The following is a 22,573-nucleotide window of genomic DNA, read 5'->3' as shown; positions in this document are numbered from 1 at the left end:
CCCCATGACCGACCTGGCCATCGCGGCGAACGGGCTGCGCAAGTCCTACGGCGACAAGACCGTCCTCGACGGTGTCGACCTCGCCGTCCCGGAAGGAACGGTCTTCTCCTTGCTCGGCCCGAACGGCGCCGGCAAGACCACCGCCGTCAAGATCCTCTCCACACTGATCTCCGCCGACGGCGGACAGGCCCAGGTCGCGGGTCACCATCTCGCCACCGATCCGCAGGCCGTGCGTGCCGCGATCGGCGTCACCGGGCAGTTCTCCGCCGTCGACGGCCTGATCACCGGCGAGGAGAACATGCGTCTCATGGCGGACCTGCATCACCTGTCCAAGCGGGAGGGACGGCAGGTCACCGCCGAGCTGCTGGAGCGCTTCGACCTCACCGACGCCGCGAAGAAACCCGCCTCCACCTACTCCGGCGGCATGAAGCGCCGCCTCGACATCGCCATGACCCTCGTCGGCGACCCGCGGATCATCTTCCTCGACGAGCCGACCACCGGCCTCGACCCGCGTTCGCGGCACACCATGTGGCAGATCATCCGCGAGCTGGTCGCGGGCGGCGTCACCGTCTTCCTCACCACCCAGTACCTGGAGGAGGCCGACGAGCTGGCCGACCGCATCGCCGTGCTCCACGACGGCAGGATCGCCGCCCAGGGCACCGCCGAGGAGCTCAAGCGGATCGTCCCCGGCGGCCACATACGGCTCCGCTTCACCGACCCGGCCGCCTACCACGGCGCTGCTGCAGCACTGCGCGAGGTGACCCGGGACGACGATTCCCTCGCGCTGCAGATCCCCAGCGACGGCAGCCAGCGCGAGCTGCGCTCCGTCCTCGACTGGCTCGACTCGGCCGGCGTCGAGGCGGACGAGCTGACCGTGCACACCCCCGACCTCGACGACGTCTTCTTCGCCCTGACCCAGCCCAAGGAGGCTGTCCGATGAGCACCCCCGTGGCTCCCGCCCGCCCGACCCGGATCTCCCTGGCCGTACGCGACTCGTCCACGATGCTGCGCCGCAACCTCCTGCACGCCCGGCGCTATCCGTCCATGACGCTGAACCTGCTGCTCACGCCGATCATGCTGCTGTTGCTCTTCGTCTACATCTTCGGCGACACCATGAGCGCGGGCATCAGCGGCGGCCCGGACCGCTCCGCCTACATCGCCTACCTGGTGCCCGGCCTGCTGCTGATGACCATCGGCTCCACCACGATCGGCACCGCGGTTTCCGTCTCCATGGACATGACCGAGGGCATCATCGCCCGCTTCCGCACGATGGCGATCCACCGCAGCTCCGTGCTCGTCGGACACGTCGTCGGCAGCGTCCTGCAGTCGGTCGCCGGCGTGGTCCTCGTCGGTGCCGTCGGCGTGGCCATCGGCTTCCGCTCCACCGACGCGACGGCCCTGGAGTGGCTGGCGGCGTTCGGGCTGCTCGTGCTGTTCGCCACGGCGCTCACCTGGATCGCCGTCGGCATGGGCCTGGTCAGCCCGAACGCCGAGGCGGCCAGCAACAACGCGATGCCGCTGATCTTCCTCCCGCTGATCTCCAGCACGTTCGTGCCGGTCGACTCCATGCCCGGCTGGTTCCAGCCGATCGCCGAGTACCAGCCGTTCACGCCGGCCATCGAGACCCTGCGCGGCCTGCTGCTGGGCACCGGGATCGGCCACAACGGATGGCTCGCCGTCGCCTGGTGCCTGGGCCTCGCGGTCCTCGGCTACTTCTGGTCGACCGCGAAGTTCAACAGCGACCCGAAGTAACGGCTCTGACGGCGCGGGACATCATCCGGGCAGCCCGGCGATGTCCCGCGCCGCGATGTACCCGAACGTCATCGCCGGGCCGATCGTCGAACCGGCCCCCGCGTAGCTGTGGCCCATGACCGCCGCGCTCGCGTTCCCGGCCGCGTACAGGCCGGGGATCACCGAGCCGTCCTCCCGCAGCACGCGGGCGCGGGCGTCCGTGACGAGGCCGCCCTTCGTGCCCAGGTCGCCGGGGACGATCCGGAAGGCGTGGTACGGAGGGAGCCAGAGCGGGGCCAGGCAGGAGTTGGGCAGGACCGACGGGTCCGTGTAGTAGTGGTCGTAGGCGCTGTCACCGCGGTGGAAGTCGGGGTCCTTCCCCTTCAGCGCCTGGGAGTTGAAGCGGTCCACCGTCGTCCGCAGGGCCGTCGCCGGGACGCCGATCGAGGCGGCGAGCGCATCCAGGGTCCACGCCTTGTGCGCGGCGCCCGAGTCGTACCAGCCGGCGGGGAAGGGCAGGGTCGGGGCGACGTCCTTGAAGAGGTACCGGTTCCGGTAGTTCTGGTCGACGATCAGCCAGGACGGGATGGCGGGACTGGTGGCGTCGGCCTCGTACATCGTGTGGACGACGTCGCTGTACGGCGCGGCCTCGTTGACGAAGCGGGAGCCGGCGGCGTTGATCAGCAGTCCGCCGGGGAGGGTGCGTTCGGCGAGGCAGAAGTACGGCTGGCCGGGGAGCGGGATCGCCGGGCCCCACCAGGCGTCGTCCATGAGGCCGAGGGCGGCGCCGAGCCGCTGACCGGCCCGGATGCCGTCGCCGGTGTTCTCCTTCGCGCCCACCGTCCAGTCCGTGCCGATGGGTGCGCGCTGGTAGCGCTCGCGCATCGCCGCGTTGTGCTCGAAGCCGCCGGAGCCGACGATCACCCCCCGGCGGGCGCGGACCAGAGCGGGACCGCCGTCCCGGGTCACGACGGCTCCGCGCACGGCGCCGCCCTCGACGTACAGCTCGGTGAGCGGTGTGCCGAGCCGGACGGGAACCCCGGCGGACCACAGCCCCGCCCGCAGCCCCGCCGCCAGCGACTGCCCCATGGTCAGCGGCTTCTCCCCGCGCAGGGCGGCAGCCGTACCGCGCGCGAGACACTCCGCCGCCACGGCGGCCCCCTTGGCGCTCACCGCGGCCAGGGCCAGCCACTTGTAGTCGGCGCTGAAGACGACCATGCCGGCGGGCACGCTCATGTACGGCGGGTTCAGCCGGGCCAGTTCGGCGCCGAGGAGGTTGCCGTCGAGCTGGTCGGGTTCGACGGAGCGGCCGCCCGGGAGGCCGCCGGGCAGCTCGGGGTAGTAGTCGCTGTACCCCTCCATCCAGCGGAACCGCAGCGGGCTGTTGGCCATGACGAAGGAGAGCATCGCCGGGCCGTGGGCGAGGAAGGCGCGCTGCCGGTCGGCGGGAACGTCCGGGCCGACGACGGCGGCGAGGTAGGCGGCGGCCTTCGCGGGCGTGTCCGGCACGCCGGCCGCGAGGATCACCGAGTTGTTGGGAATCCAGATCCCGGCACCCGACCGGGCGGCGGAGCCGCCGAAGGTGGCCGCCTTCTCCAGCACCACACAGCTCAGGCCCTGCTTGGCGGCGGTGAGGGCGGCGGTCATGCCGGCGGCTCCGGAGCCGATGACGACGACGTCGTAGGTGCCGAGCAGGGGGAGGTCGGCCGCCTGCGCGCCCTGTGCCGAGACACCCGCAAGAGCTGCGGCCGTGCCCGCGGCGCCCGCGGCGAGTACGTGTCTTCGCGAGGGGTTCACGCCACCGTTCATCTCGCCGCTCCCGTCTGCGCCCGGACCGACCGTCCCCGATCATCCTGACGATGTGTCAGAAATGCGAATGTGACGCGACTGCCCTGTGAAGTCAAGGGTCAGACAGTCCTTCCAGGCCGGTTCGCTCAGCAACGGCCGGAAGCGGCTGAACAAGGCGAACAGGTCGGCGCCGTACTGCTCACGGAACGCCGGATCGTGGTCGGCGAGGTCGAGTTCGTTGGCGGCGGTGATCTCGGCGAAGTCGCGGCGCAGACGCAGGTCGGGGGTGTGGCACCGGCCCGTGAAGCGGTCGCGAACCTCGGAGCCGTGCTCCGCCAGCGCCGGATACGTGGCCGCGCGGTCGCAGGCAGCGTAGAAGTGGACGATCGACTCCGCCTCCGCGCCGATCGCCTCCACCAGCTCGCCACGGCGATCGAGGGGCAGCAGGGCGACCGGAAAGCCGTCGGTGCCGTAGAACGCGTGACACAGACCGGCGAGTTGCAGCGCCGGGCGGGCGTTCCAGGCGGCGAGGCGAGACCGCACCCGCCGCAGGTGGGCGAGAAGGGTGCCTCCGGGGTGCGGGATGCCGGCGGCGCCGAGATCCTCCAGCAAGGACTCGGCCTGAGCGGCGGGAATCGACACGTGCCGTCCTTTCGGCGCATCCGGTCGTGGCGCTCGTCGTCGTCTTGGGTCGGCACCCGCTCCCTCCCCCGCACCGGTCCGGACTCCGGCGAGGGTGTGGAGCGGGTTGCCGCCCGGGCCCGTGAGGATCGTCGTACACCGGGCAGAGTGCAGTCAATCCTTGGGATTTCTGCTCAACCCCAAGTGTTAACTTGGGGGTTGTGACCCTCGATGACCTGCGTGTGTTCGTGGCCGTGTGCCGGGCCGGGAGCCTGAGCTCGGTGGCCCGGGACCTGGGCTGCACCCAGTCCGCGGTGAGTCAGCACGTGAAGCGGCTGGAGCGGGAGACCGGGGTCGCGCTGCTGGAGCGGCAGCCCCGGGGTGTCGTACCGACCCAGGCGGGGCGGGTGCTGGAGGCGGCCGCCGCCGAGGGCATATCCGGGCTGGATCTGGCGATACGACAGCTGCGGGATCTCGTCGACGGCGAGAGCGGGTACGTACGCGTGGCGACGGGGGCGACGACCGTACGGCACTTCATGTCGGAGGCGGTCGTCGCGTACCGCCGCAGGCATCCCCGGGTCAACCTGGAGTTCCGCACGGTGAGTTCGGGCCGGGGCAGCTTCGACGCGCTGGCCGACGGCACGCTCGACCTGGCCTGGATCACCCTCGGGCCGCCCGTGCGCGGCATCGAGCAGCGGCCGGTGGTGGAGCTGCCGTGGGTGCTGGCGGTGCGGGCCGACGATCCGCTGGCCGAGCGGCCGTACGTCGATGCCGGGGCCGACCTGCACGACGTACGGCTGATCCGGCTGCCGCCGAACTCCGCGTCGGCCGCTCATCTGGACGCGGCCTGCGCGGAGTCGGGCGTCCGGTTCGCCCACGACACGAGCGTCGCCGACTGGGACACCGCGCTGCTGCTGGCCGAGCTGGGGGTCGGGCGGGCGATCGTGCCCGCGCTGCCGGGGCTGCCCGTCGCCGGCGAGGGCGACGACGGGAGCGGTGGCGAGGGCGGTGGCGACGGCGGATCCGGCGACCTGCGCCTGATTCCCGTGCCCGCCCTGCGCCCCCTCCCCGTCGGCTGGGCGGTACGGCGCTGGGAGGCGCTCAGCCCTCCGGCCAGGGCGTTCGCGGACCTGGTGGAGGGATACCGGCGCGGCACCCCGCCACCGCCACGCAGGCCTACTTGAGGCCCGCAGGCCTACTTGAGGCCGATCGCCGCGCAGTCCGCCGCGTACTCGGCGGTGCAGATGTCCTTGACGGTGTAGACGCCGTCCTGGATCACCGTGTTCTCGATGTTCTTCCGGGTGACGGCGACCACGGCCACCAGCTGTGCCGGAATGTCGTTCTGCGACCCACTGCTGACCGAGTCCTGGGTCAGCGCGTCGAACTCGATGTCGCGGCCCTGGACCTTGTACACGGCCATCTTCGCGGCGTTGGTCGCCTCCTGCGCGAACGGCTTGTAGACCGTCATGTACTGCTCGCCCGCGACGATCCGCTGGATCGCGTCCAGGTTCGCGTCCTGCCCGGTCACCGGCGGCATCTTGCTGACGCCGGCGTCCTTCAGCGCATCGATGACGGCGCCCGCCATACCGTCGTTGGCCGAGTAGACGGCGGCGATGTTGTTCACCCCGACGGAGGCGATCGCTCTCTGCATGTTCCTCTTGGCGACCTCGGGCGACCACTTGTCGGTGTCGTACCGCTTGACGATCTCGACCTCGCCCTCGAGCTCGTCGATCGCGCCTTCCTTGAACCGGGCCGTGTTCGGATCGGCGGGGTCGCCGTTCATCATGACGACCTTGCTGGTCGCCGCCTTGGAGCCGAGTTCCTCGACGAGGGAGCGGCCCTGCACCTCGCCGACGAGCTCGTTGTCGTGTGAGACGTACGCGTCGATCGGGCCCTCGGCGAGCCGGTCGTAGGCGATGACCGGAATGCCCGCGTCCTTGGCCTTCTGCACGTCCGAGGCGATGGCCTTGGCGTCCAGCGCGTCGATCAGGATGACGTCCACCCGGTCGTCGATCATCTGCTGGAACTGCCGGCTCTGCTTGTCCGGACTGGCCTCGGCGTTGGCGTACTCGACCTTGCCCTTGCCGTGGGTGAGGGCGGCGACTTCCTTCTGGATGAGCGGGTGGTCGAACTTCTCGAAGCGCGCCGTGTCCTTGTCGGGCAGCAGCAGCCCCACCGTGATGTCGTCACCCTTCTCCGGCGTCGCGGAGCTGTCACCGCCCCCGATGCCGTCGACCCCGCACGCTGCGAGCGACAGGGCCGAGACGGATGCGGCGAGGGCTATGCCGATGCGGCGTACAGCGAAGGGGTGGGGGGTACGAGCGTTCACTGGGGGGACCTTCCGAGCGGGGAGGAGCGGCGTTGCTACCCGGGTTGGCGGTAGCCAACGCGGCGAGGGCATGTCACGTCAAGCGGTTGTCGTAACGAGACGACAACCGTTTGCTGTTCAATTGCCTTCGGTGCGCAGGGCGTCCAGGGGCGTCGGTGCGGTCATGCCCCGGTGAAGCGCACTGTTTCCGTCAGGTCCGCCCGCCCGGTACGCAGGGGTGGCACGCCTTCCTTCTCGAATCCCACCGCGACACCGCAGAGCAGCACGGGCCCGTCATCGGCTCCGCCTGCCCGGCTGACGGTCCTGCGATACATCGTCCACATCACCTGGGGACAGCTGTGCAGCCCTTCCGCCCTCAGCAGCAGCATGACCGTCTGCACATACATCCCCGCGTCCGCCCACTGCCTGCCCGTGCAGCTCCAGCAGCAGCTCGTCTTCATCCCGGACCGCGTCTCCCCCGCCGTCCAGGCCACGGCCGCGCTGGTGTTCCAGTCCTACGCCCAGCGGACCACCGACAAGTCCCTGAGCACGGCCTTCACGGACCTGGCCGACCGGCTGCTGGAGAGGGCGCTGAAGACCGCCAAGCGGTCGGGCTGAGCCGGAGCCGTAAAGGTGGCCCGCGCGGTGCGAGGGCTCAGGCGTGCTGCCCGATGCGGTCGACCACCCGGATGTCCTGCAGCGTCCTGGTCTCCCAGTACCAGCCGCTCTGCACCCAGTCGTCCTTGCCGACCTTCCTCGGCACGCTGCCCTTGGTCCGCAGGCCCAGGTAGTCGTACGTCCGGCGATCGAAGAGGAAGGTCCAGTTCGCCTCGGGGTACGAGACACCGACGGCGCTGCGGCCGACGACGTCCACGTCGTCGAAGTCCAGGCGGATCCGGGGCAGCTTCGACAACGCTTCGAAGGCGCCGGCCTGCAGGCCGGGGGGCATCACCCGGGGCCCCATCATCAACATGCAGCCCTCCATGAACGCAAGCATGTCTGCCTTGGGCGAGTCCCCGCCGACGCGCCTGAACTGCTTCAGGAGTTCGTCGGGGTCGGTCGGCATCGTCTGGAGCTTGGAGTAGACGGTGGGGGGCCATCTCACCTCGTGCTCGCCGAGCGGAGGGTCGTGGTGGATCTTGCCGTACTCCTCCCGCAGGGAGGGCTTGGAACCGTCCACCGACATCCAGCTCTCGTCGGTCCACGTCCTGGTTTTGCCGCCCTTCACCGGCGTCCGCGTGATGTAGGTCTGCGTGTAGAAGTACTGGTCGTTGCGCGGCACCGGCAGGTCGCTGCCCTCGGCGCGTGTCCTCTGGGCGGCCCTGCGCAGCACCTCCGTCGCGCTGACCGTGCTCAGCCGGGGCGTGTCGTCGTCCTCGTCGCCGCGTGCCACGACGACGGCGACGCCCACCGCCGCCGCGCTCAGGCCGGCGAGCGAGGCACGGAACACGACACGTCGGCTCAGTACCCGGCCGCGGGACGCGGCGCTGCGGGACTCCTCGTCGATGGCGGTCCGCAGGCGGGCTCGGGCGGCGGCGCGGGCCTGGTCGGAGGGCCCGTCCGGGGCGGTGGCGGTGCCCCATTCGCGCACCGTCGTCAGTTCATCCATGGTCGGTCTCCTTCTGAGGCGCGGTCGAGGGGGTGCGATCCGGTCCGCCCAGGGCCCGTCGCAACCCGGTACGGGCTCTGTGCAGGCGGGAGCGCACTGTGCCCACGGGTACGCCCAGGGCCTGAGCGGCCTCCTCGTAGTCGAGCTCTCCCCAGGCGATGACCAGCAGCACGTCCCGGTACCGTGCGGGCAGTGCGGCGAGCGCCCCGGCCACCGTGCCGTGTGTCCCCCCGGCGCCGAGCCTTTCGGTGACCGCCTCCTCGGGACCGCTCTCCTCCCGGCCGGGAGGCAGGGCCGCCATGCGTGACAGGGCCCTCAGCCGGCGGGCCTCCTCGCGGCGGTGACGGCCGATCAGGTTGGTCGCTATGCCGTACAGCCAGGGCCGGGCGTGCGCGTGCGACAGGTCGTAGCGCCGGCGTCGCTGGAAGGCGATCACGAACGTCTCCGCCATCAGGTCGTCGGCGGTGTCGGAGCCCAGACGTCGTGCGATGTAGCGGTGGATGTCGTCGGCGTAGCGGTCGAAGATCACGGCGAACGCGTCGGGCGTCGCCCAGGACCGTTCGATGACCGAGCCGTCGGAGCCGCCGGTCGCCTCCGCTGCCGTGGCGAAGGCTGCGTCCGCGCTCGGCAGGAGCGTCACGTCCTACCTCTGTGGTTCATGTCGTATCCCTCGAAGACCGGGTGTCATGGTCTCCTGCTGTTCGCCGACACCCGTCGCCGAGTTCCACCCCACCAAGTGAGGTGCATCACACGCTACTTGGCGTACAGGCCCTCCACCTCCACCGCGAAGTCCCGCAGCACCGCATCCCGCCGCAGCTTCATGGACGGTGTCAGATGGCCGTCCATCTCCGTGAAGTCGGTCGGCAGGATCGCGAAGCGGCGGATGGACTCCGGGCGGGAGACCAGTTTGTTGGCCTCGTCCACGGCGCGCTGCAGGATCGCCCGCAACTCGTCGTCGGCGACGAGGAGTTCGGCGGGGACCGGATGCTTGCCGTTCATCCGGCGCCAGTGGGTGACGCCGTCCATGTCCAGGGTGATGAGGGCGGAGACATAGGGGCGGCGGTCGCCGAGGACGATGCACTGGGAGATCAGGGGGTGCGAGCGCAGCCAGTTCTCCAGGGGCGCCGGGGCCACGCTCTTGCCGCCCGCCGTGATCAGCATCTCCTTCTTGCGGCCGGTGATGGTCAGATAGCCCTCGTCGTCGAGTTCGCCGATGTCGCCGGTCGCCAGCCAGCCCTCGGCCGCCGCGGGGACCACGCCGCCCGCCGCCGGGTCCCAGTAGCCGCGCAGCACCTGCTCGCCGGAGACGAGGATCTCGCCGTCCGCGGCGATCCGGACCCGGGTGCCGGGCAGAGGCCAGCCCACCGTGCCCAGGCGGGGCTTGAGCGGGGGCGTCACGGTCGCCGCGCCCGTGGTCTCCGTGAGGCCGTAGCCCTCGTAGATCTCGATGCCCGCACCGGCGTAGAAGGCGGCCAGGCGGCGGCCGAGCGGGGAGCCGCCGCAGATCGCGTACTTCACGCGGCCGCCCATCGCGTTGCGGATACGGCGGTACACCAGGGGGTCGTAGAAGGCGCGGGCCGTCTTGAGCGCCGTGCTCGGGCCGCCGCCCGTCCCCGCCTGCCGGGCCTCCAGCGCCTCGCCGTAGCGTTCGGCCACCGATGCCGCGCGGTCGAAGGACGACACCCGGCCGCCCGCCTCGGCCTTGGCGCGGGCGGAGTTGAAGACCTTCTCCAGCATGTAGGGGATCGTCAGGAGGCAGGTGGGGCGGAAGGCCGCCAGGTCCGGCAGCAGGTCCTCCGCCTTGATGCTCGGGGCGTGGCCCAGGCGGACCCGGGCCCGGATACAGGCGACCGCCACCATCCGGCCGAAGACGTGCGACATGGGGAGGAAGAGCAGCACCGACGCCTCTTCGCTCGTCCTCGCCTTGAAGATCGGGTAGAGCAGCTCGATCGCGTTGTCGACCTCGGCGAAGAAATTGCCGTGCGTGAGCGCGCAGCCCTTGGGGCGGCCCGTGGTGCCCGAGGTGTAGATGAGCGTCGCCAGCGTGTCCGGCGCCAGCATGCCGCGCCGTACGGCCACCTCACCGTCCGGCTGCTGGGCCCCGGACTCCGCCAGCCGCTCCACATGGCCCTTCTCCATGACCCACATGTGGCGCAGGTCGGGCACCCGGTCCAGTTCGGGGCCGAGGGCGGCCGCCTGCGCGGCGGTCTCTGTGACCAGGGCGACCGCGCCCGAGTCCTGGAGGATCCAGCGGGTCTGGAAGAGGGAGGAGGTGGGGTAGACGGGAACCGTCACCAGACCGGCCGCCCACGCCCCGAAGTCGAGGAGCGTCCACTCGTAGCGCGTGCGTGCCATGACGGCGATCCGGTCCCCCGGCATCAGCCCCTCGGCGATCAGCCCCTTGGCCACCGACTGCACCTGCTCGGCGAACTGACTCGCCGTCACGTCCGCCCACCGCCCGTCCTCGCCCCTGCGGCTGAGCACCACCGCGCCGGGAACCGCGCTCGCGTTGTCGAACGGCAGGTCCGCGAGCGATCCGTGGGTCACCGGAGGCGCGAACGGCGGTACGTACGCCTCCCGTACGACTCCGTCCAGCCGCCGCGTCTCGGGCTGGACCAGGGCCGGTCCGGGAGCGTCGTCGAATGCGGCCGAGGGGGCGAAGGAGGGAAGCGAGGTGGACACGGGCGGCTCCTGCGGCGGGCGTGCAGCGAAGAAACTGCTTGCTGCATGACGTACGTGCCTCGCGCACCGTGGCGTTCACCTGCGGAGGCCTGCGGAAAGGGTTACCGCTGGTTAGGCAGGTGATCGTACGGCTCCCGCGTGTAAGGGTTGTGCGCGTTCGGCGGGGGTCCGGGGCCGGGTATGTGCAACGTCGGGGGTTATGTGAGGGCCCCTCAGGTTCATCTCGGGCTCCCCCGATCACCTCCGCTCCAGGACCGCGGTCACCCCTTGCCCGCCCGCCGCGCAGACCGAGATCAGTCCGCGGCCCGAACCGCCCTTCTCCGCCAGCAGCTTGGCCAAGGTCGCCACGATCCGCGCCCCGGTCGCGGCGAAGGGGTGACCGGTGGCCAGGGAGGATCCGTTCACATTCAGGCGGGCGCGGTCCACCGGGGCGAGACCCCGCTTCTCCCACGCCGCCAGCGTGGCCAGCACCTGGGATGCGAAGGCCTCGTGGACCTCGATGAAGTCGAAGTCGGTGAGGGCGAGTCCGGCCCGCTCCAGCATGCGCGGGACGGCGTACGCGGGCGCCATCAGCAGTCCGTCCTCGCCGTCCGCGACATCACCGTGCACGAAGTCGACGGCCGCCGTCTCGTACGCGGTGAGGTAGGCGAGGGGTTCCAGCCCCCGCGCCTCGGCCCACTCCTCGCTCGCCAGCAGCACGACCGCCGCCCCGTCCGTCAGCGGCGTCGAATTGCCCGCGGTCATGGTCGGGTCGGGCCGGTCGAGCCCGAACACCGGCTTCAGCGCGGCCAGTTTCTCCGGCGTCGAGCCGGGGCGCAGGTTCTGGTCCCGGTCCAGGCCCCGGAAGGGCACGACCAGGTCCTGGAAGAAACCGCGCTCGTAGGCCGCCGCCAGCCGCCGGTGACTCGCCGCCGCCAGCTCGTCCTGGGCCTCGCGGGTGATGCCCCAGGCGTGGGCGGTGACGGCGGCGTGCTCGCCCATGGAGAGGTGGGTGCGCGGCTCGGCGTTGCGGGGGATGTCGGGGATCAGGTGGGCGGGGCGGACCTGCGTGAGGGCCTTGAGCCGCCCGCCGAGCGACTTGGCCCGCCGGGCCTGAAGCAGGATCCGGCGCAGCTCGTAGTTGACACCGAGGGGCGCGTCGCTCGCCGTGTCCGCGCCTCCCGCGATCGCCGACTCGGTCTGGCCGAGCGCGATCTTGTTGGCGGCGGCGATGACGGCCTGCAGCCCGGTGCCGCAGGCCTGCTGGATGTCGTACGCGGGCGTGCGCGCGTCCAGCTTCGAGCCGAGGACGGTCTCGCGGGCGAGGTTGAAATCGCGGCTGTGCTTGAGGACGGCCCCGGCGACGAACTCTCCGACCGCACCCGGGCCATCGAGCGCGTACCGCTCGACCAGGCCGTCGACGACAGCCGTGAGCATGTCCTGGTTGGAGGCGGTGGCGTACGGGCCGTCCGAGCGGGCGAACGGGACGCGGGTGCCGCCGATGACCGCGATGCGCCGTACCGTCGGCGCCGTCGGAAGGCTCATCTCCGCTCACTCCTCATCTCCACCCACTCCTCACGTCACCTTGGCTTACCTCGGGTAACCTTACTCTGGAGTCAGCACCGGAGGGCACTGGGAGTTGGACATGGCCGATCGCTATCTGACCTTCACCGGCACCGCGCCCGGTCGCTTCCTCACCCGCCGCCTCGGGTTGCCGCAGCCCGCGGCGCTGAAACGCTGGTCACCGCAGGGGCCCGCGCTGGAGGGCGACCGGCTGCTGCTCACGGCCGGCAGGTCGGACCTCGCCCTCGCCGACGCCGACAAGGGCCTCGGCCTGACGGTCTCCGCCGAGAAGCCGGCCGCTGTCCTCCTGGATGCCACCGGCGTCCGGGACGTCGAGACGCTCACCGAGGTGCACGCGGCCCTCCACCCCGTCGTACGGTCGGTCGCCGAGAGCGGCCGGATCGTCGTCCTCGGCGCACCCCTCGACCCGGCCGACCACCACCAGGCGGCCGCCCAGCAGGCCCTGGAGGGCTTCACGCGCTCCCTCGGCAAGGAGATCGGACGCGGGCGGACGGTGAATCTCCTGCGGCTGACGGACGCACGCGCGGCCGCGTCCACCCTGCGCTTCCTCCTCTCTCCCAGATCGGCGTACATCAGCGGCCAGGTGATCGAAGTCGGTGCCCACGACGAGATCGCCCCGCCCGCCGACCCGGACCGCCCCCTCAGCGGCCGCACCGCCCTGATCACCGGCGCCGCACGCGGCATCGGCGAGGCGGTCGCCGAGACGCTGGCCCGGGACGGCGCCCGGGTCGTCGTCCTGGACGTGCCGCAGGCCGAGCAGGACGCGCGGCGCGTGGCCGACCGGCTCGGCGGCACCGCCCTCGCGCTCGACATCACCGCCCCCGACGCGGGCGAACGCATCGCGGCCGCGCTGCCCGACGGGCTGGACGTCCTGGTCCACAACGCCGGGATCACCCGCGACCGGCGCCTGGTCAACATGCCCGCCGAGCGCTGGAGTTCGGTACTGGACGTCAATCTCGCGAGCGTGTTGCGCACGACGGACGCGCTTTTGACGAGCGGCTGCCTGAGGCGGGGCGGCCGGATCGTGGCGACGGCGTCCATCGCGGGGCTGGCGGGGAACGCCGGTCAGACCAACTACGGCGCGAGCAAGGCGGGCATCGTCGGCCTGGTCCGCTCCCTCGCGCCGCGCGCGCTCGCCGAGCACGGGGTGACGGTCAACGCGGTCGCGCCGGGATTCATCGAGACGAAGATGACCGCCGCGATTCCCTTGTTCATCCGGGAGGCGGGGCGCCGGATGAACTCCCTCGCGCAAGGCGGACTGCCGGTCGACGTCGCCGAGACGACCGCCTGGCTGGCCGATCCCGGGGCCGGAGCCGTCAACGGCCAGGTCGTACGCGTATGCGGCCAGAGCCTGTTGGGGGCGTGATGTCACTCGTCCTCACCAGTGCTCCTTCCCTCACACCCCTGCTCGCCCGGGGCGCCCTGCTGTCACTCTTCAAACGCCCGAGCCCCGACGCGGAGTTCCCGCGCACCCGACTCGTCCTGCCGGGCCTGCGCGTCGACCTCGGCCGGCTCGCGGCGTACGAGCGGGTGTGCGGGTTCCCCACCGGGGAGGACGCCTTGCCGGTGACGTATCCGCATGTGCTCGGCTTCCCGATGGCGATGCGGCTGATGAGCGGCCGGGACTTTCCGCTGCCACTGCTCGGGCTCGTCCATACGTCGATCGAGATCACCCGGCACACGGCGCTGACGGCCACCGGCGCGTACGAACTCTCCGTGCACATCGATGGACTTGCGCCGCACCGGCGCGGTACGGAGGCCTCCGTGATCACCGAGATACGGGCCGGCGATGAGGTGGTCTGGGAGTCGCGGAGCACCTATCTGGCCCGGCACCGCACCGGCAGCGCCGCGGCGGCACCACCCGCACAGGAACACAAACCACTGCCCGCCATCGCCGAATGGCGGCTCGGCGCCGACGTCGGGCGACGCTATGGCGCCGCTTCCGGCGACCGGAACCCCATCCACCTCCATCCGCTCACCGCCCGCCTGTTCGGCTTCCCGCGCGCCATCGCGCACGGCATGTGGACGGTGGCCCGCTGCCTCGCCGCGCACGGCACCCCGGAGGCGGTGCTGGTGCAAGCCCAGTTCCGGGCGCCGGTGCTGCTGCCGGGGACGGTGACGTACGCGGCGGAGGGCGGGCGGTTCGAGCTGCGAAGTGGGTCAGCGGAGCGCGTGCACGTGAGCGGCCGGGTTCATCCGCTCGCCTGAGGCGTGGCCTCCGGCGGCGTCCAGGGCCGGCCGCCCATGAGATTGCCCAGCCCCGACCACGCGAAGTTCATCAGGGTGGCCGCTGCCTCCCTCGCCGTCACGCCCGGCGTGGCGTTGGCCCAGTCGGCGAGCGACTCGGCGGCGCCGACCAGCGCCTCGGCGAGACCGGCGACCTCGCGCTCGGGGAGGTCGGGGTCGCGATGGGCCTCCCGGGCCGCCGCGAGGATCAGCTGGGTCACGAACGCGACGATCTCCGCGCGCATCGCGGCGACCTCGGAGGCGAACGGCTCGCCATGGGTGCGGGCCTGGAGGTGCAGGACGGACCAGCCGTCCGGGTTCTGCGAGGTGTGCGCGAAGAACGCGCCCAGCCCGTCCCAGAGTTGGCGGTCGGCCGGCAGGTCCCGGCGCACGCCCGCGCGGACGGCCTCGGTGAGCGCGGCGGCCTCCCGCCGGATGCAGGCGGTGAAGAGGTCTTCCTTCGAATTCAGGTACAGATACACCAACGGCTTCGACACGCCCGCGAGTTCGGCGATCTCGTCCATCGACGCGGCCATGTACCCCCGCTGACCGAAGGTCCGCACGGCGGCGTCCAGCATCTGCTGCTCACGGACGGCACGCGGCATCCGCTTGGTCTTCACAGCACCCATGGCGATTAGCGTACGGGCCGGAAGGGGCGATCCCACCCGGCCCGCTGCAACCGCTGGCTCCTACTCGTCGTGCCCGTCGTCCTGGAACCGCGCGATCCGGTCGGTCAACGCCTTGCCGTCCACCGACGGCAGGGCCGTCAGCCGGGGCAGCAGCTGCGCGGTGAGCAGGGTGGACAGGGCCGAGGTGTCGGCGCTCGTGCCGTCGGTGCGGACGACCACCGGCTGCGGGGCCTTGCCCGCGAGCTTCGCGCCCACTTCCAGGCGACGCCGGGCCAGTTCGTACTGCAGGACGGCGCGGTTGTCGCGGTAGGCCTTGGCGAGGGCGCGCTGGGCGCGTGCCTCGTTCTCGGCGGCGATCAGACCGCTGCGGCCCCGCGTCTCGATCTCGAACCGCACACGCTGCGCGTTGGTCTCCTGCTGCTCCAGCAGCTGGGCGACCTCTTCGCGGGCCCGGTTCAGCGCGGCCTTGACCTCGACGATCCGGGCGTCGCGCACCTTCTTGGCGCGCTCGATGTCCATGCCCAGCTGGTCGATCCGGCGCTTGCGGATCAGCCCCCACTCCTGCTCGTACGCGGCGCGCTCCTTGGCGACCCGCTCCCGGGTGGCCAGGTGCTGCTGGTACTGCGTCGGCAGCTGCACGTCCGGGATGTTGGAGCCGGTGATGCGCACGCCGTAGCCGGACAGCTGGCGGTTGAGCAACTCCTGCATGTCGGCCACGTCCGAGCCGCGCAGGTCGTACGCCCGCTCGGTGCGCATCTTGCGGGCGCGCTGCCGGATCGCGTCCTGGACGGCGCTGGAGAGCACCAGGTCGAAGTTGCCCGCGCCGATGGTGCGGACGAACAGCACGGCGTCGGTGATGCGGAACTTCAGGAAGAACTCGATCGAGCGCAGCGGCACGTTCTCCTGCGTCGGGCAGGCCATGACCGGCGCGGAGTACGGGATTTCGGTGGCGGTGTCGACGACGAAGTCCACCCGGGACCACGGGTGCCACAGGTAGTGGCGGCCGGCGTCGAGGGTGCGGGTGACGGCGCCGTAGCGGGTCAGCACACCGTTGGTGCCCTGCTCGATCTCGACGATCGAGGAGCGCCACCACCACAGCGCGCCGATCAGCAGCAGGACGACGCCGCCGACGTAGGAGAGGACGGCGAGGGTGTCGTAGGCGAGGTCCCCGGCGGTGGAGTCCGCCTCGCCCAGGGACAGCATCACGCCCGCCAGAAGGGCGTAGACGCCGAGCCACAGCGGCAGCATCCACCACAGGCGGCGCCGGTGGCGGGGGATGATGACCGGGATCAGGGTGTCGGCCTCGCCGCCGCGCAGCAGCCGCGCGATCTCGCTCCAGGGGGCGACGGACTCGGAGATGACCGAGCGGCGGTGGGAACGGGCGCTGCTCACTGGGCGGCCTCCTCGGACACGTCGGAGCGGTCGGAGCGGTCGGACGAGTCGGGAGAGCCGTCGGCCGGCTCGGGCTGTTCGGGCACCTGCGGCACCGTCGGCCGCTCGGCCGCCAGCAGCGCGCCGATCTCCGCCTCGCGCGCGGCGATCCGCTCGGACACCTCGGCGAGCCGCGACCGTACGGCGGCCATGTCCTCTTCGGAGAACAGTTCCGTGCCGCGCTCGCCGACCAGCTCGCGGGCCAGCTCCAGGAAGTCGATCCCCGCATCCGCGGTGCCGCCGATGCGAACGAGCCGCGGCAGGTGGTCGGCCACCTGCTCCAGCGTGTCCAGCACCTGCTGCTGGTAGCGGTACTCCAGGATCTCCGGCGCCTCGGCCGCGGTCACCGCGCGGATGTCCAGCGCCTGCGCTTCGAGCAGCGCCGCGTTGGCCTTCGCCTCCGACTCGGCCTGGACGTAGCGCTGCCGGGCGAGCGCCTCGGCGCGGTTGGTCTCGCGCTCCACGGCCGTGTCCATCTGCGCCTGGTACTGGGCGATGTCGGCCTGGATCGCGGAGAGCGTCTCCAGGCTGGAGGCCAGTTCCCGGGTGAGGTCGCCCTCGTCCTGTTCCTTGCGGAGCTGGAGCGCGTACTCGTGGGTGTACGCCTCCTTGGCCACTCGCACCATCTCGGGCGCCGCCAGGTCCATGCGGTAGCGCTGGTCGGAGGGCTCGGCGTGGGTGATGTTGGCGTTGGTGAGCTCGACGGCCGGGCGGAACTGCTGGTTGAGCTGCTCCAGCAGGCGGCCGGTGTCCTCGCCGACCATGTCGTAGATGCCGGCGGCTTCCTGCTCGTAGACGAGGGTGCGGATCGTCTCGCTCACCGCGTTGCTCAGCTTCTCCTCGAAGCCGCGCACCGCGCCCAGCGTGTAGACGAACTCGGTGGGGTCGCTGATCCGGAACTGGATGAACAGGTCGATCGACGCCTTCACGCCGCCCTTGGTCGGTGCCTCGCGCACGGGCGCGTTGAACGGGTACTCGCGCGTGGTGTTGACGATGTACGACACCCGCTTCCACGGGCTCAGCAGCACGACCCGGCCCGGGCCGACGATCTTCTCCAGCTTGCCGAACCGGGTGATCAGCGCCTGGCAGCCGTCCGGCACCATGACCATGCCCTGCCGCCACCACACGAAGGCGACGGCCAGCACCGCGATGACCCAGTAGTGCACGCCGAACAGCGGGTTGGTCAGCACGTCGGCACCGGCCGCGCCCACCACTCCCGCGCCCACGGCGCCCAGCACGAGCAGCATCAGCACCGGCAGCATGGAGACGAACGAGCGGCCCTTGGGCATCACCATCGGGCAGATGGCGTGCGCCACCTCGCCGCCCTCGCGCACCTGCTCGCTACGGCCGAGCGCCTCGCCCGCCTCGTCCAGCGGCACGGTCTTCTGCCGCATGACGGTGGCGGTGGAGCCGCCCTGCTCCCGGGCGGCCAGGAAGTCGGACGGGTCGATGGCCCAGCCCTGCGCGTCGTACTCCTCGCCGTCGGCGCCCTGCGTCCCTCGTCCGCCGATCTGCCGCCGCAGTTCCTCCTGCGCGGCCTTCCGCGGATCGGTGCCGGAGGCGACGGCTTCGGCAACGCGTTGTGCGCCCTGCTGCGCACGCGCTCGCCCTCGTGCCACGGTTCCCCCTTGTGTTGCGATGCCCGTCGGATGCGGGTCCTACTGGTGATACACCGGTCGGGCCGATGTGGTTCCAGCCATCCCACATCATGATCCCGGCCAGGGTAAGGGGGTCGGCCCGTGCGGTTACCCCCCGGTATGGCTGCGGGGTCGCTAGAGGCCGGGCCGGAAGACCCGGAGGCAATCGGGCGGCGGTCCTACGAAGCCTGCGAAGAAGCGTGCCCCTGTGCCTGCGCCTGCGCCGAGTCGACGGCCGCGTCCTCCTGGCTGCGGTTCGCCTCCAGGTTGGCCTTCATCCGGTCGACCTTCTGGACGATCCGGACGGAGGCGCGGTCGCGCTCCTTGCGCAGGAGGACGAAGCTGATCGGGGCCGAGAGCACCAGGGCGAGCAGAATGATCCACATGCCGTTGGAGTCGCCGAGGCCGCGCGGGGCGAGGCCGGAGTAGACGAGGCCCCAGACGACCACGAGGCAGCCCACGAAGATCCCGAGGCGCATCAGTGTGTAGCGGAGCATCTCAATCCACTCTTCCGATTCCAAAAAGGGCCACTGTCCAGTGAAGCACGCGGGGCAGCCGATCTTGCAGGGGGGTCGGCAGGGCGTACGGACGCCCCGGGCCGGGCTCAGCCGAGCGGCAGCAGCATGATCACGTCGTCGCGGTCCTCGCCCGGGGCGATCCGGATCGCGTCCGGGATCCGGCCGACCTCCTTGTAGCCGCAGGAGCCGTAGAAGCGCTCCAGGCCGACGCCGCCGCGGCAGGTGAGGCGTATCGCCTCGATGCCGTCGAAGGTGCGGGCGGACCGCTCGGCGGCCGCCAGCAGGTCGCGGCCGTAGCCCTTGCCCTGGTGCCGCGGATGAACCATCACCGTGTACAGCCACACCCAGTGGGTCATCAGGGGGTGCGTGTTGAAGGTGAAGAAGGCCGTCGCGGCCACCTCGCCGGCCTCGTCGTGCCCGATGAGCAGCCGGCTCTGCCCCTCCGCCATCGCCACGAAGTGCTTCACGAGCGACGGCCGGACCGCCTCCCGCGTCACCGGCGGCACGAAGCCCACGGCTCCGCCCGCGTTGGAGACGTCGGTCCACACGTCGAGGATGCCGTCGCGGAGGGCGGGAGTGACGGCGGGGTCGAGAGTAAAAGTAAGTGGCACCAGGCCATCGTAACCATTACGAGAGTGCCCGCGCCGCCACCTTCAGGTCCGAGACCAGACCTTCGTACGCGGCCTTCCGGTCCGCGTCGTCCTGTGCCCGCAGGACCGACGACGGGTGGACCGTGGCCACCAGCTTCTCCTGCCGCCCGTGGATCTCCCGTTCCAGCAGCGCCCCGCGCACCTCACCGACCCGGAACGACGAGCCCAGCAGCGCCTTGCCCGCGGTCGCTCCCAGGATCACGATCAGCTCGGGCTCCACGACGGCGAGCTCCGCGGCCAGCCACGGGCCGCAGGCCGTCATCTCCCTCAGCGACGGTGCCTTGTGGATACGGCGCTTGCGGGGTTCCGCCTGCGTGAACTTGAAGTGCTTCACGGCATTGGTGACGTAGGCCTCGGAGGGGTCGATGCCGGCCTCCTCCAGGGCGCGGTCCAGGAGGCGACCGGCGGGGCCCACGAACGGTTTGCCCTGGCGGTCCTCCTGGTCGCCGGGTTGTTCGCCGACGAGCATCACGCGGGCGTTCTTGTCCCCGGCGCCGAACACGGTCTGGGTCGCGTTGCGGTGCAGGGGACAGCCCCGGCACTCGGCGGCGGCCTTGCGCAGAGCGGGGAGGCCGCCGCGGTCCGGAACGAAGGGTGCAGCGGTGTAGGCGTCCTCGGGTGCCTTTGTGCTCACCATGGCGGACGAGTACCCCTCGTCCGAGGCGGCTACCAGGAGGGGTCCGCCGGTTCACAGGGCGGCGCAGTCCCGCTCCCGGAAATCAAACCCTCATCGGCTGCGGCGACTCCCGGAGCAGCGGATCCGGACCCTCGTACTCCCGGATGATCTCGTACCGCGTGTTCCGCTCCACCGGACGGAAGCCCGCGTCCCGGATGAGGTCGAGAAGGTCCTCGCGCGTCAGCTTGTTGGGCGTGCCGTAGTTGTCCGCGTCGTGGGTGATCTTGTACTCGACGACCGAGCCGTCCATGTCGTCGGCGCCGTGCTGGAGGGCCAGCTGGGCGGTCTGGACGCCGTGCATGACCCAGAAGACCTTGACGTGCGGGACGTTGTCGAAGAGCAGGCGCGACACCGCGAAGGTCTTCAGGGCCTCCGCGCCGGTGGCCATCTGGGTGCGGGCCTGGAGGCGGTTGCGGACCTTGCCGTCCTTCATGTCGACGAAGTCGTGCTGGTAGCGGAGCGGAATGAAGACCTGGAAGCCACCCGTCTCGTCCTGCAGCTCGCGCAGCCTCAGCACATGATCCACCCGGTGCCGCGGCTCCTCGATGTGGCCGTACAGCATGGTGCACGGGGTCTTCAGACCCTTCTCGTGCGCCAGGCGGTGGATACGGGACCAGTCCTCCCAGTGGGTGCGGTGGTCCACGATGTGCTGCCGGACCTCCCAGTCGAAGATCTCCGCGCCACCGCCGGTCAACGACTCCAGACCCGCGTCGATCAGCTCGTCCAGGATCTCGGACGCCGACAGACCGCTGATCGTCTCGAAGTGGTGGATCTCCGTCGCCGTGAAGGCCTTGAGCGAGACGTTCGGAAGCGCCGCCTTCAGCTCCCGCAGCGAGCGCGGGTAGTAGCGCCACGGGAGGTTCGGGTGCAGGCCGTTGACGATGTGCAGTTCGGTGAGGTTCTCGCTCTCCATCGCCTTGGCGAGCTTCACCGCCTCCTCGATGCGCATCGTGTACGCGTCCTTCTCGCCCGGCTTGCGCTGGAAGGAGCAGTAGGCGCAGGACGCCGTGCACACGTTGGTCATGTTGAGGTGACGGTTGACGTTGAAGTGGACCACGTCGCCGTTCTTGCGGGTGCGCACCTCGTGCGCGAGGCCGCCCAGCCACGCCAGGTCGTCCGACTCGTACAGCGCGATGCCGTCCTCGCGGGTCAGCCGCTCACCGGCCCTGACCTTCTCCTCCAGCTCGCGCTTGAGCCCGACGTCCATGCCCACACCTTTCTACGACGACCTGTCCAGCAACCGTACGTCTACGCCTCTTCGGGCAGTTCCCCGACCCGGTTCTCCCACTTCGTGGAGAGCACGATCGTCGTACGGGTCCGGGACACACCCTTGGTGCCGGACAGCCGCCGGATGATCTTCTCCAGGCCGTCCACGTCGGCCGCGCGTACCTTGAGCATGTAGGAGTCGTCGCCGGCGATGAACCAGCAGTCCTCGATCTCGCCCAGGTCCCGCAGGCGGTTCGCCACGTCCTCGTGGTCGGTGGCGTCGGAGAGCGAGATGCCGATCAGCGCGGTGACGCCGAGGCCGAGCGAGGCGGCGTCGACGGTGGCGCGGTAGCCGGTGATGACACCGGCCGCCTCCAGCCGGTTGATGCGGTCGGTGACACTGGGTCCCGACAGGCCGACGAGGCGTCCCAGCTCCGCGTAGGAGGCCCGGCCGTTCTCCCTCAGGGCCTGGATGAGCTGCCTGTCCACCGCGTCCATGCGATTCGAAGCCTTCCGCTGAAGAGATCTTGAATGGTTCCCGAAGTGATGCGAGGTACTGCGACTTGCTCAGAGGGCGTTCATGTCGTGCGGGCCGCGCCGCCGAGTTCGCCCTTCCACCGGCGGTAGAGCCGGTGTTCGACGCCCGCCGCGTCGAGGACCCGTCCGGCGACGAAGTCCACCAGGTCCTGGATGTGCGTCGCCCCCGCGTAGAAGGCCGGCGAGGCGGGCACCACGGTCGCGCCCGCGTCGTCCAGCGTCACCAGGTGCCGCAGGGTCTGGCCGTTCAGCGGGGTCTCCCGAACGGCCACGACCAGCTTGCGCCCCTCCTTGAGGGTCACGCTCGCCGCGCGCTGCAACAGGTCCTTCGACAGGCCGAGCGCGACGCCCGCCACGCAGGCCGTGGAGGCCGGAACGATCAGCATGCCCTTCGCGGGGTACGACCCCGAGGACGGACCGGCGGCGAGGTCGCCCGCGCTCCAGTGCCGTACGCCCTCGATGTCCACCCGGAAGGTCCCCGGCTTGCCGTCGGCTCCCCGCGACAGCCATTCCCGCAGGTCGTCCTGCCAGTGCGCGTCCCGGAAGGAGATCCCGGTCTCGTCGAGCAGCGTCAGCCGCGAGGCCCGGGACACCACCAGGTCGACGCTCTCGCCGGCGTCGAGCAGCGCACGCAGCACCGAGGCGGCATAGGGGGTGCCGGAAGCGCCGGAGACCCCTACGATCCAAGGCGTACGCGGTGTCTCTCCTGGCTTGACTGGGTTCACGACACCGAGCCTATCCGGCGTCGCGGGGTGGGAACC

General features: G+C 71.0%; 22 protein-coding genes and 1 pseudogene. 6 read left to right on the top strand and 17 right to left on the bottom strand.

The window, feature by feature from the left end; all coding sequences use genetic code 11:
- Positions 1-4: 4 nt before the first annotated feature.
- Both ACIBU0_RS20150 and ACIBU0_RS20145 read left to right on the top strand, forming a co-directional pair.
- A complete protein-coding gene (locus ACIBU0_RS20150) occupies positions 5-940 on the top strand; it encodes an ATP-binding cassette domain-containing protein (protein WP_398819952.1) in 936 nt (311 codons plus the stop codon).
- Positions 937-1,752: an ABC transporter permease gene (locus ACIBU0_RS20145; RefSeq protein ID WP_398819949.1), complete on the top strand. Its 816-nt coding sequence runs from the start codon at positions 937-939 to the stop codon at positions 1,750-1,752. The genes ACIBU0_RS20150 and ACIBU0_RS20145 overlap by 4 nt, the downstream gene beginning before the upstream one ends.
- 21 nt (positions 1,753-1,773) lie before the next feature.
- On the opposite strand, the gene kstD is transcribed toward ACIBU0_RS20145, so the two are convergent.
- Positions 1,774-3,540 (bottom strand): 3-oxosteroid 1-dehydrogenase, encoded by a 1,767-nt coding sequence (gene kstD, locus ACIBU0_RS20140; RefSeq protein ID WP_398819946.1) that lies wholly within the window; start codon positions 3,538-3,540, stop codon positions 1,774-1,776.
- Positions 3,541-3,579: 39 nt separating this feature from the next.
- Positions 3,580-4,155: a DUF6817 domain-containing protein gene (locus ACIBU0_RS20135; RefSeq protein ID WP_398820831.1), complete on the bottom strand. Its 576-nt coding sequence runs from the start codon at positions 4,153-4,155 to the stop codon at positions 3,580-3,582.
- A 206-nt stretch (positions 4,156-4,361) separates the two neighbouring features.
- Here ACIBU0_RS20135 and ACIBU0_RS20130 point away from each other — a divergent pair, with 206 nt between their 5' ends.
- Entirely contained in the window at positions 4,362-5,324 is a 963-nt protein-coding gene (locus ACIBU0_RS20130; protein ID WP_398819944.1) for a LysR family transcriptional regulator, read from the top strand.
- Positions 5,325-5,335: 11 nt separating this feature from the next.
- Here ACIBU0_RS20130 and ACIBU0_RS20125 read toward each other — a convergent pair whose 3' ends face one another.
- Together ACIBU0_RS20125 and ACIBU0_RS20120 are read right to left on the bottom strand one after the other, a co-directional pair.
- The gene (locus tag ACIBU0_RS20125) at positions 5,336-6,469 is read right to left on the bottom strand and encodes a sugar ABC transporter substrate-binding protein (RefSeq protein ID WP_398819941.1); all 1,134 of its coding nucleotides are present in this window, start codon (positions 6,467-6,469) and stop codon (positions 5,336-5,338) included.
- Positions 6,470-6,630: 161 nt separating this feature from the next.
- A pseudogene (locus ACIBU0_RS20120) lies at positions 6,631-6,873 on the bottom strand (nitroreductase family protein); the annotation flags it as partial.
- On the opposite strand from ACIBU0_RS20120, the gene ACIBU0_RS20115 reads away from it, so the two are divergent.
- Positions 6,836-7,066 (top strand): hypothetical protein, encoded by a 231-nt coding sequence (locus ACIBU0_RS20115; RefSeq protein ID WP_398820866.1) that lies wholly within the window; start codon positions 6,836-6,838, stop codon positions 7,064-7,066. The pseudogene ACIBU0_RS20120 and the gene ACIBU0_RS20115 sit on opposite strands and share 38 nt — an antisense overlap.
- Positions 7,067-7,103: 37 nt before the next feature.
- Here the strand turns inward: ACIBU0_RS20115 and ACIBU0_RS20110 are convergent, their stop codons facing one another.
- The 4 genes from ACIBU0_RS20110 to ACIBU0_RS20095 form a co-directional block, all read right to left on the bottom strand.
- Entirely contained in the window at positions 7,104-8,057 is a 954-nt protein-coding gene (locus ACIBU0_RS20110; protein ID WP_398819939.1) for a CU044_5270 family protein, read from the bottom strand.
- Entirely contained in the window at positions 8,050-8,697 is a 648-nt protein-coding gene (locus ACIBU0_RS20105) for an RNA polymerase sigma factor (RefSeq protein ID WP_398819936.1), read from the bottom strand. Before ACIBU0_RS20105 ends, ACIBU0_RS20110 begins: the two co-directional genes overlap by 8 nt.
- Before the next feature lie 113 nt (positions 8,698-8,810).
- Positions 8,811-10,739 (bottom strand): AMP-dependent synthetase/ligase, encoded by a 1,929-nt coding sequence (locus tag ACIBU0_RS20100; RefSeq protein ID WP_398819933.1) that lies wholly within the window; start codon positions 10,737-10,739, stop codon positions 8,811-8,813.
- A gap of 237 nt (positions 10,740-10,976) precedes the next feature.
- Positions 10,977-12,263: an acetyl-CoA C-acetyltransferase gene (locus tag ACIBU0_RS20095; protein WP_398819930.1), complete on the bottom strand. Its 1,287-nt coding sequence runs from the start codon at positions 12,261-12,263 to the stop codon at positions 10,977-10,979.
- Between the two features lie 100 nt (positions 12,264-12,363).
- On the opposite strand from ACIBU0_RS20095, the gene ACIBU0_RS20090 reads away from it, so the two are divergent.
- Both ACIBU0_RS20090 and ACIBU0_RS20085 read left to right on the top strand, forming a co-directional pair.
- A complete protein-coding gene (locus ACIBU0_RS20090) occupies positions 12,364-13,668 on the top strand; it encodes a 3-oxoacyl-ACP reductase (RefSeq protein ID WP_398819927.1) in 1,305 nt (434 codons plus the stop codon).
- Complete coding sequence (locus ACIBU0_RS20085; RefSeq protein ID WP_398820829.1) at positions 13,668-14,510, top strand: MaoC family dehydratase; 843 nt, start codon at positions 13,668-13,670, stop codon at positions 14,508-14,510. Before ACIBU0_RS20090 ends, ACIBU0_RS20085 begins: the two co-directional genes overlap by 1 nt.
- Here the strand turns inward: ACIBU0_RS20085 and ACIBU0_RS20080 are convergent.
- The 9 genes from ACIBU0_RS20080 to ACIBU0_RS20040 all read right to left on the bottom strand — a co-directional run bounded on the left by ACIBU0_RS20080 (position 14,495) and on the right by ACIBU0_RS20040 (position 22,537).
- Complete coding sequence (locus ACIBU0_RS20080) at positions 14,495-15,157, bottom strand: TetR/AcrR family transcriptional regulator (RefSeq protein WP_398819925.1); 663 nt, start codon at positions 15,155-15,157, stop codon at positions 14,495-14,497. The genes ACIBU0_RS20085 and ACIBU0_RS20080 overlap by 16 nt on opposite strands.
- A gap of 60 nt (positions 15,158-15,217) precedes the next feature.
- Positions 15,218-16,549: an SPFH domain-containing protein gene (locus ACIBU0_RS20075; RefSeq protein WP_398819922.1), complete on the bottom strand. Its 1,332-nt coding sequence runs from the start codon at positions 16,547-16,549 to the stop codon at positions 15,218-15,220.
- Entirely contained in the window at positions 16,546-18,207 is a 1,662-nt protein-coding gene (locus ACIBU0_RS20070; RefSeq protein WP_398819921.1) for an SPFH domain-containing protein, read from the bottom strand. Before ACIBU0_RS20070 ends, ACIBU0_RS20075 begins: the two co-directional genes overlap by 4 nt.
- A gap of 197 nt (positions 18,208-18,404) precedes the next feature.
- Positions 18,405-18,722 carry a DUF4229 domain-containing protein gene (locus ACIBU0_RS20065; RefSeq protein WP_398819918.1) on the bottom strand — a complete coding sequence of 106 codons (318 nt, stop codon included), beginning with the start codon at positions 18,720-18,722 and terminating at the stop codon, positions 18,405-18,407.
- Between the two features lie 107 nt (positions 18,723-18,829).
- On the bottom strand, positions 18,830-19,354 hold the full coding sequence (locus tag ACIBU0_RS20060; RefSeq protein ID WP_398819916.1) for a GNAT family N-acetyltransferase: 525 nt from the start codon (positions 19,352-19,354) through the stop codon (positions 18,830-18,832).
- A gap of 16 nt (positions 19,355-19,370) precedes the next feature.
- Entirely contained in the window at positions 19,371-20,030 is a 660-nt protein-coding gene (locus ACIBU0_RS20055) for a UdgX family uracil-DNA binding protein (protein WP_398819913.1), read from the bottom strand.
- A gap of 82 nt (positions 20,031-20,112) precedes the next feature.
- Positions 20,113-21,276: an aminofutalosine synthase MqnE gene (gene mqnE / locus ACIBU0_RS20050; RefSeq protein WP_398819910.1), complete on the bottom strand. Its 1,164-nt coding sequence runs from the start codon at positions 21,274-21,276 to the stop codon at positions 20,113-20,115.
- A 41-nt stretch (positions 21,277-21,317) separates the two neighbouring features.
- Positions 21,318-21,773 (bottom strand): Lrp/AsnC family transcriptional regulator, encoded by a 456-nt coding sequence (locus ACIBU0_RS20045; protein ID WP_398819907.1) that lies wholly within the window; start codon positions 21,771-21,773, stop codon positions 21,318-21,320.
- Positions 21,774-21,853: 80 nt separating this feature from the next.
- On the bottom strand, positions 21,854-22,537 hold the full coding sequence (locus ACIBU0_RS20040; protein WP_398819904.1) for a UbiX family flavin prenyltransferase: 684 nt from the start codon (positions 22,535-22,537) through the stop codon (positions 21,854-21,856).
- Positions 22,538-22,573: the final 36 nt, after the last annotated feature.

The organism is Streptomyces sp. NPDC049627 (assembly GCF_044465645.1).
Classification (GTDB): Bacteria; Actinomycetota; Actinomycetes; order Streptomycetales; family Streptomycetaceae; genus Streptomyces.
Note: the sequence above shows the minus strand (reverse complement) of the source record. Positions and strands in the feature narration are given on the sequence as shown.

Excerpts from the sequence above, each read along its gene's own strand:
- ACIBU0_RS20150 (WP_398819952.1), top strand. The coding sequence starts at position 5 with ATGACCGACCTGGCCATCGCGGCGAACGGGCTGCGCAAGTCCTACGGC.
- ACIBU0_RS20145 (WP_398819949.1), top strand. The coding sequence starts at position 937 with ATGAGCACCCCCGTGGCTCCCGCCCGCCCGACCCGGATCTCCCTGGCC.
- kstD (WP_398819946.1), bottom strand. The coding sequence starts at position 3,540 with ATGAACGGTGGCGTGAACCCCTCGCGAAGACACGTACTCGCCGCGGGC.
- ACIBU0_RS20115 (WP_398820866.1), top strand. The coding sequence starts at position 6,836 with ATGACCGTCTGCACATACATCCCCGCGTCCGCCCACTGCCTGCCCGTG.
- ACIBU0_RS20110 (WP_398819939.1), bottom strand. The coding sequence starts at position 8,057 with ATGGATGAACTGACGACGGTGCGCGAATGGGGCACCGCCACCGCCCCG.
- ACIBU0_RS20095 (WP_398819930.1), bottom strand. The coding sequence starts at position 12,263 with ATGAGCCTTCCGACGGCGCCGACGGTACGGCGCATCGCGGTCATCGGC.
- ACIBU0_RS20090 (WP_398819927.1), top strand. The coding sequence starts at position 12,364 with ATGGCCGATCGCTATCTGACCTTCACCGGCACCGCGCCCGGTCGCTTC.
- ACIBU0_RS20085 (WP_398820829.1), top strand. The coding sequence starts at position 13,668 with ATGTCACTCGTCCTCACCAGTGCTCCTTCCCTCACACCCCTGCTCGCC.
- ACIBU0_RS20080 (WP_398819925.1), bottom strand. The coding sequence starts at position 15,157 with ATGGGTGCTGTGAAGACCAAGCGGATGCCGCGTGCCGTCCGTGAGCAG.
- ACIBU0_RS20065 (WP_398819918.1), bottom strand. The coding sequence starts at position 18,722 with ATGCTCCGCTACACACTGATGCGCCTCGGGATCTTCGTGGGCTGCCTC.
- ACIBU0_RS20055 (WP_398819913.1), bottom strand. The coding sequence starts at position 20,030 with ATGGTGAGCACAAAGGCACCCGAGGACGCCTACACCGCTGCACCCTTC.
- mqnE (WP_398819910.1), bottom strand. The coding sequence starts at position 21,276 with ATGGACGTCGGGCTCAAGCGCGAGCTGGAGGAGAAGGTCAGGGCCGGT.
- ACIBU0_RS20045 (WP_398819907.1), bottom strand. The coding sequence starts at position 21,773 with ATGGACGCGGTGGACAGGCAGCTCATCCAGGCCCTGAGGGAGAACGGC.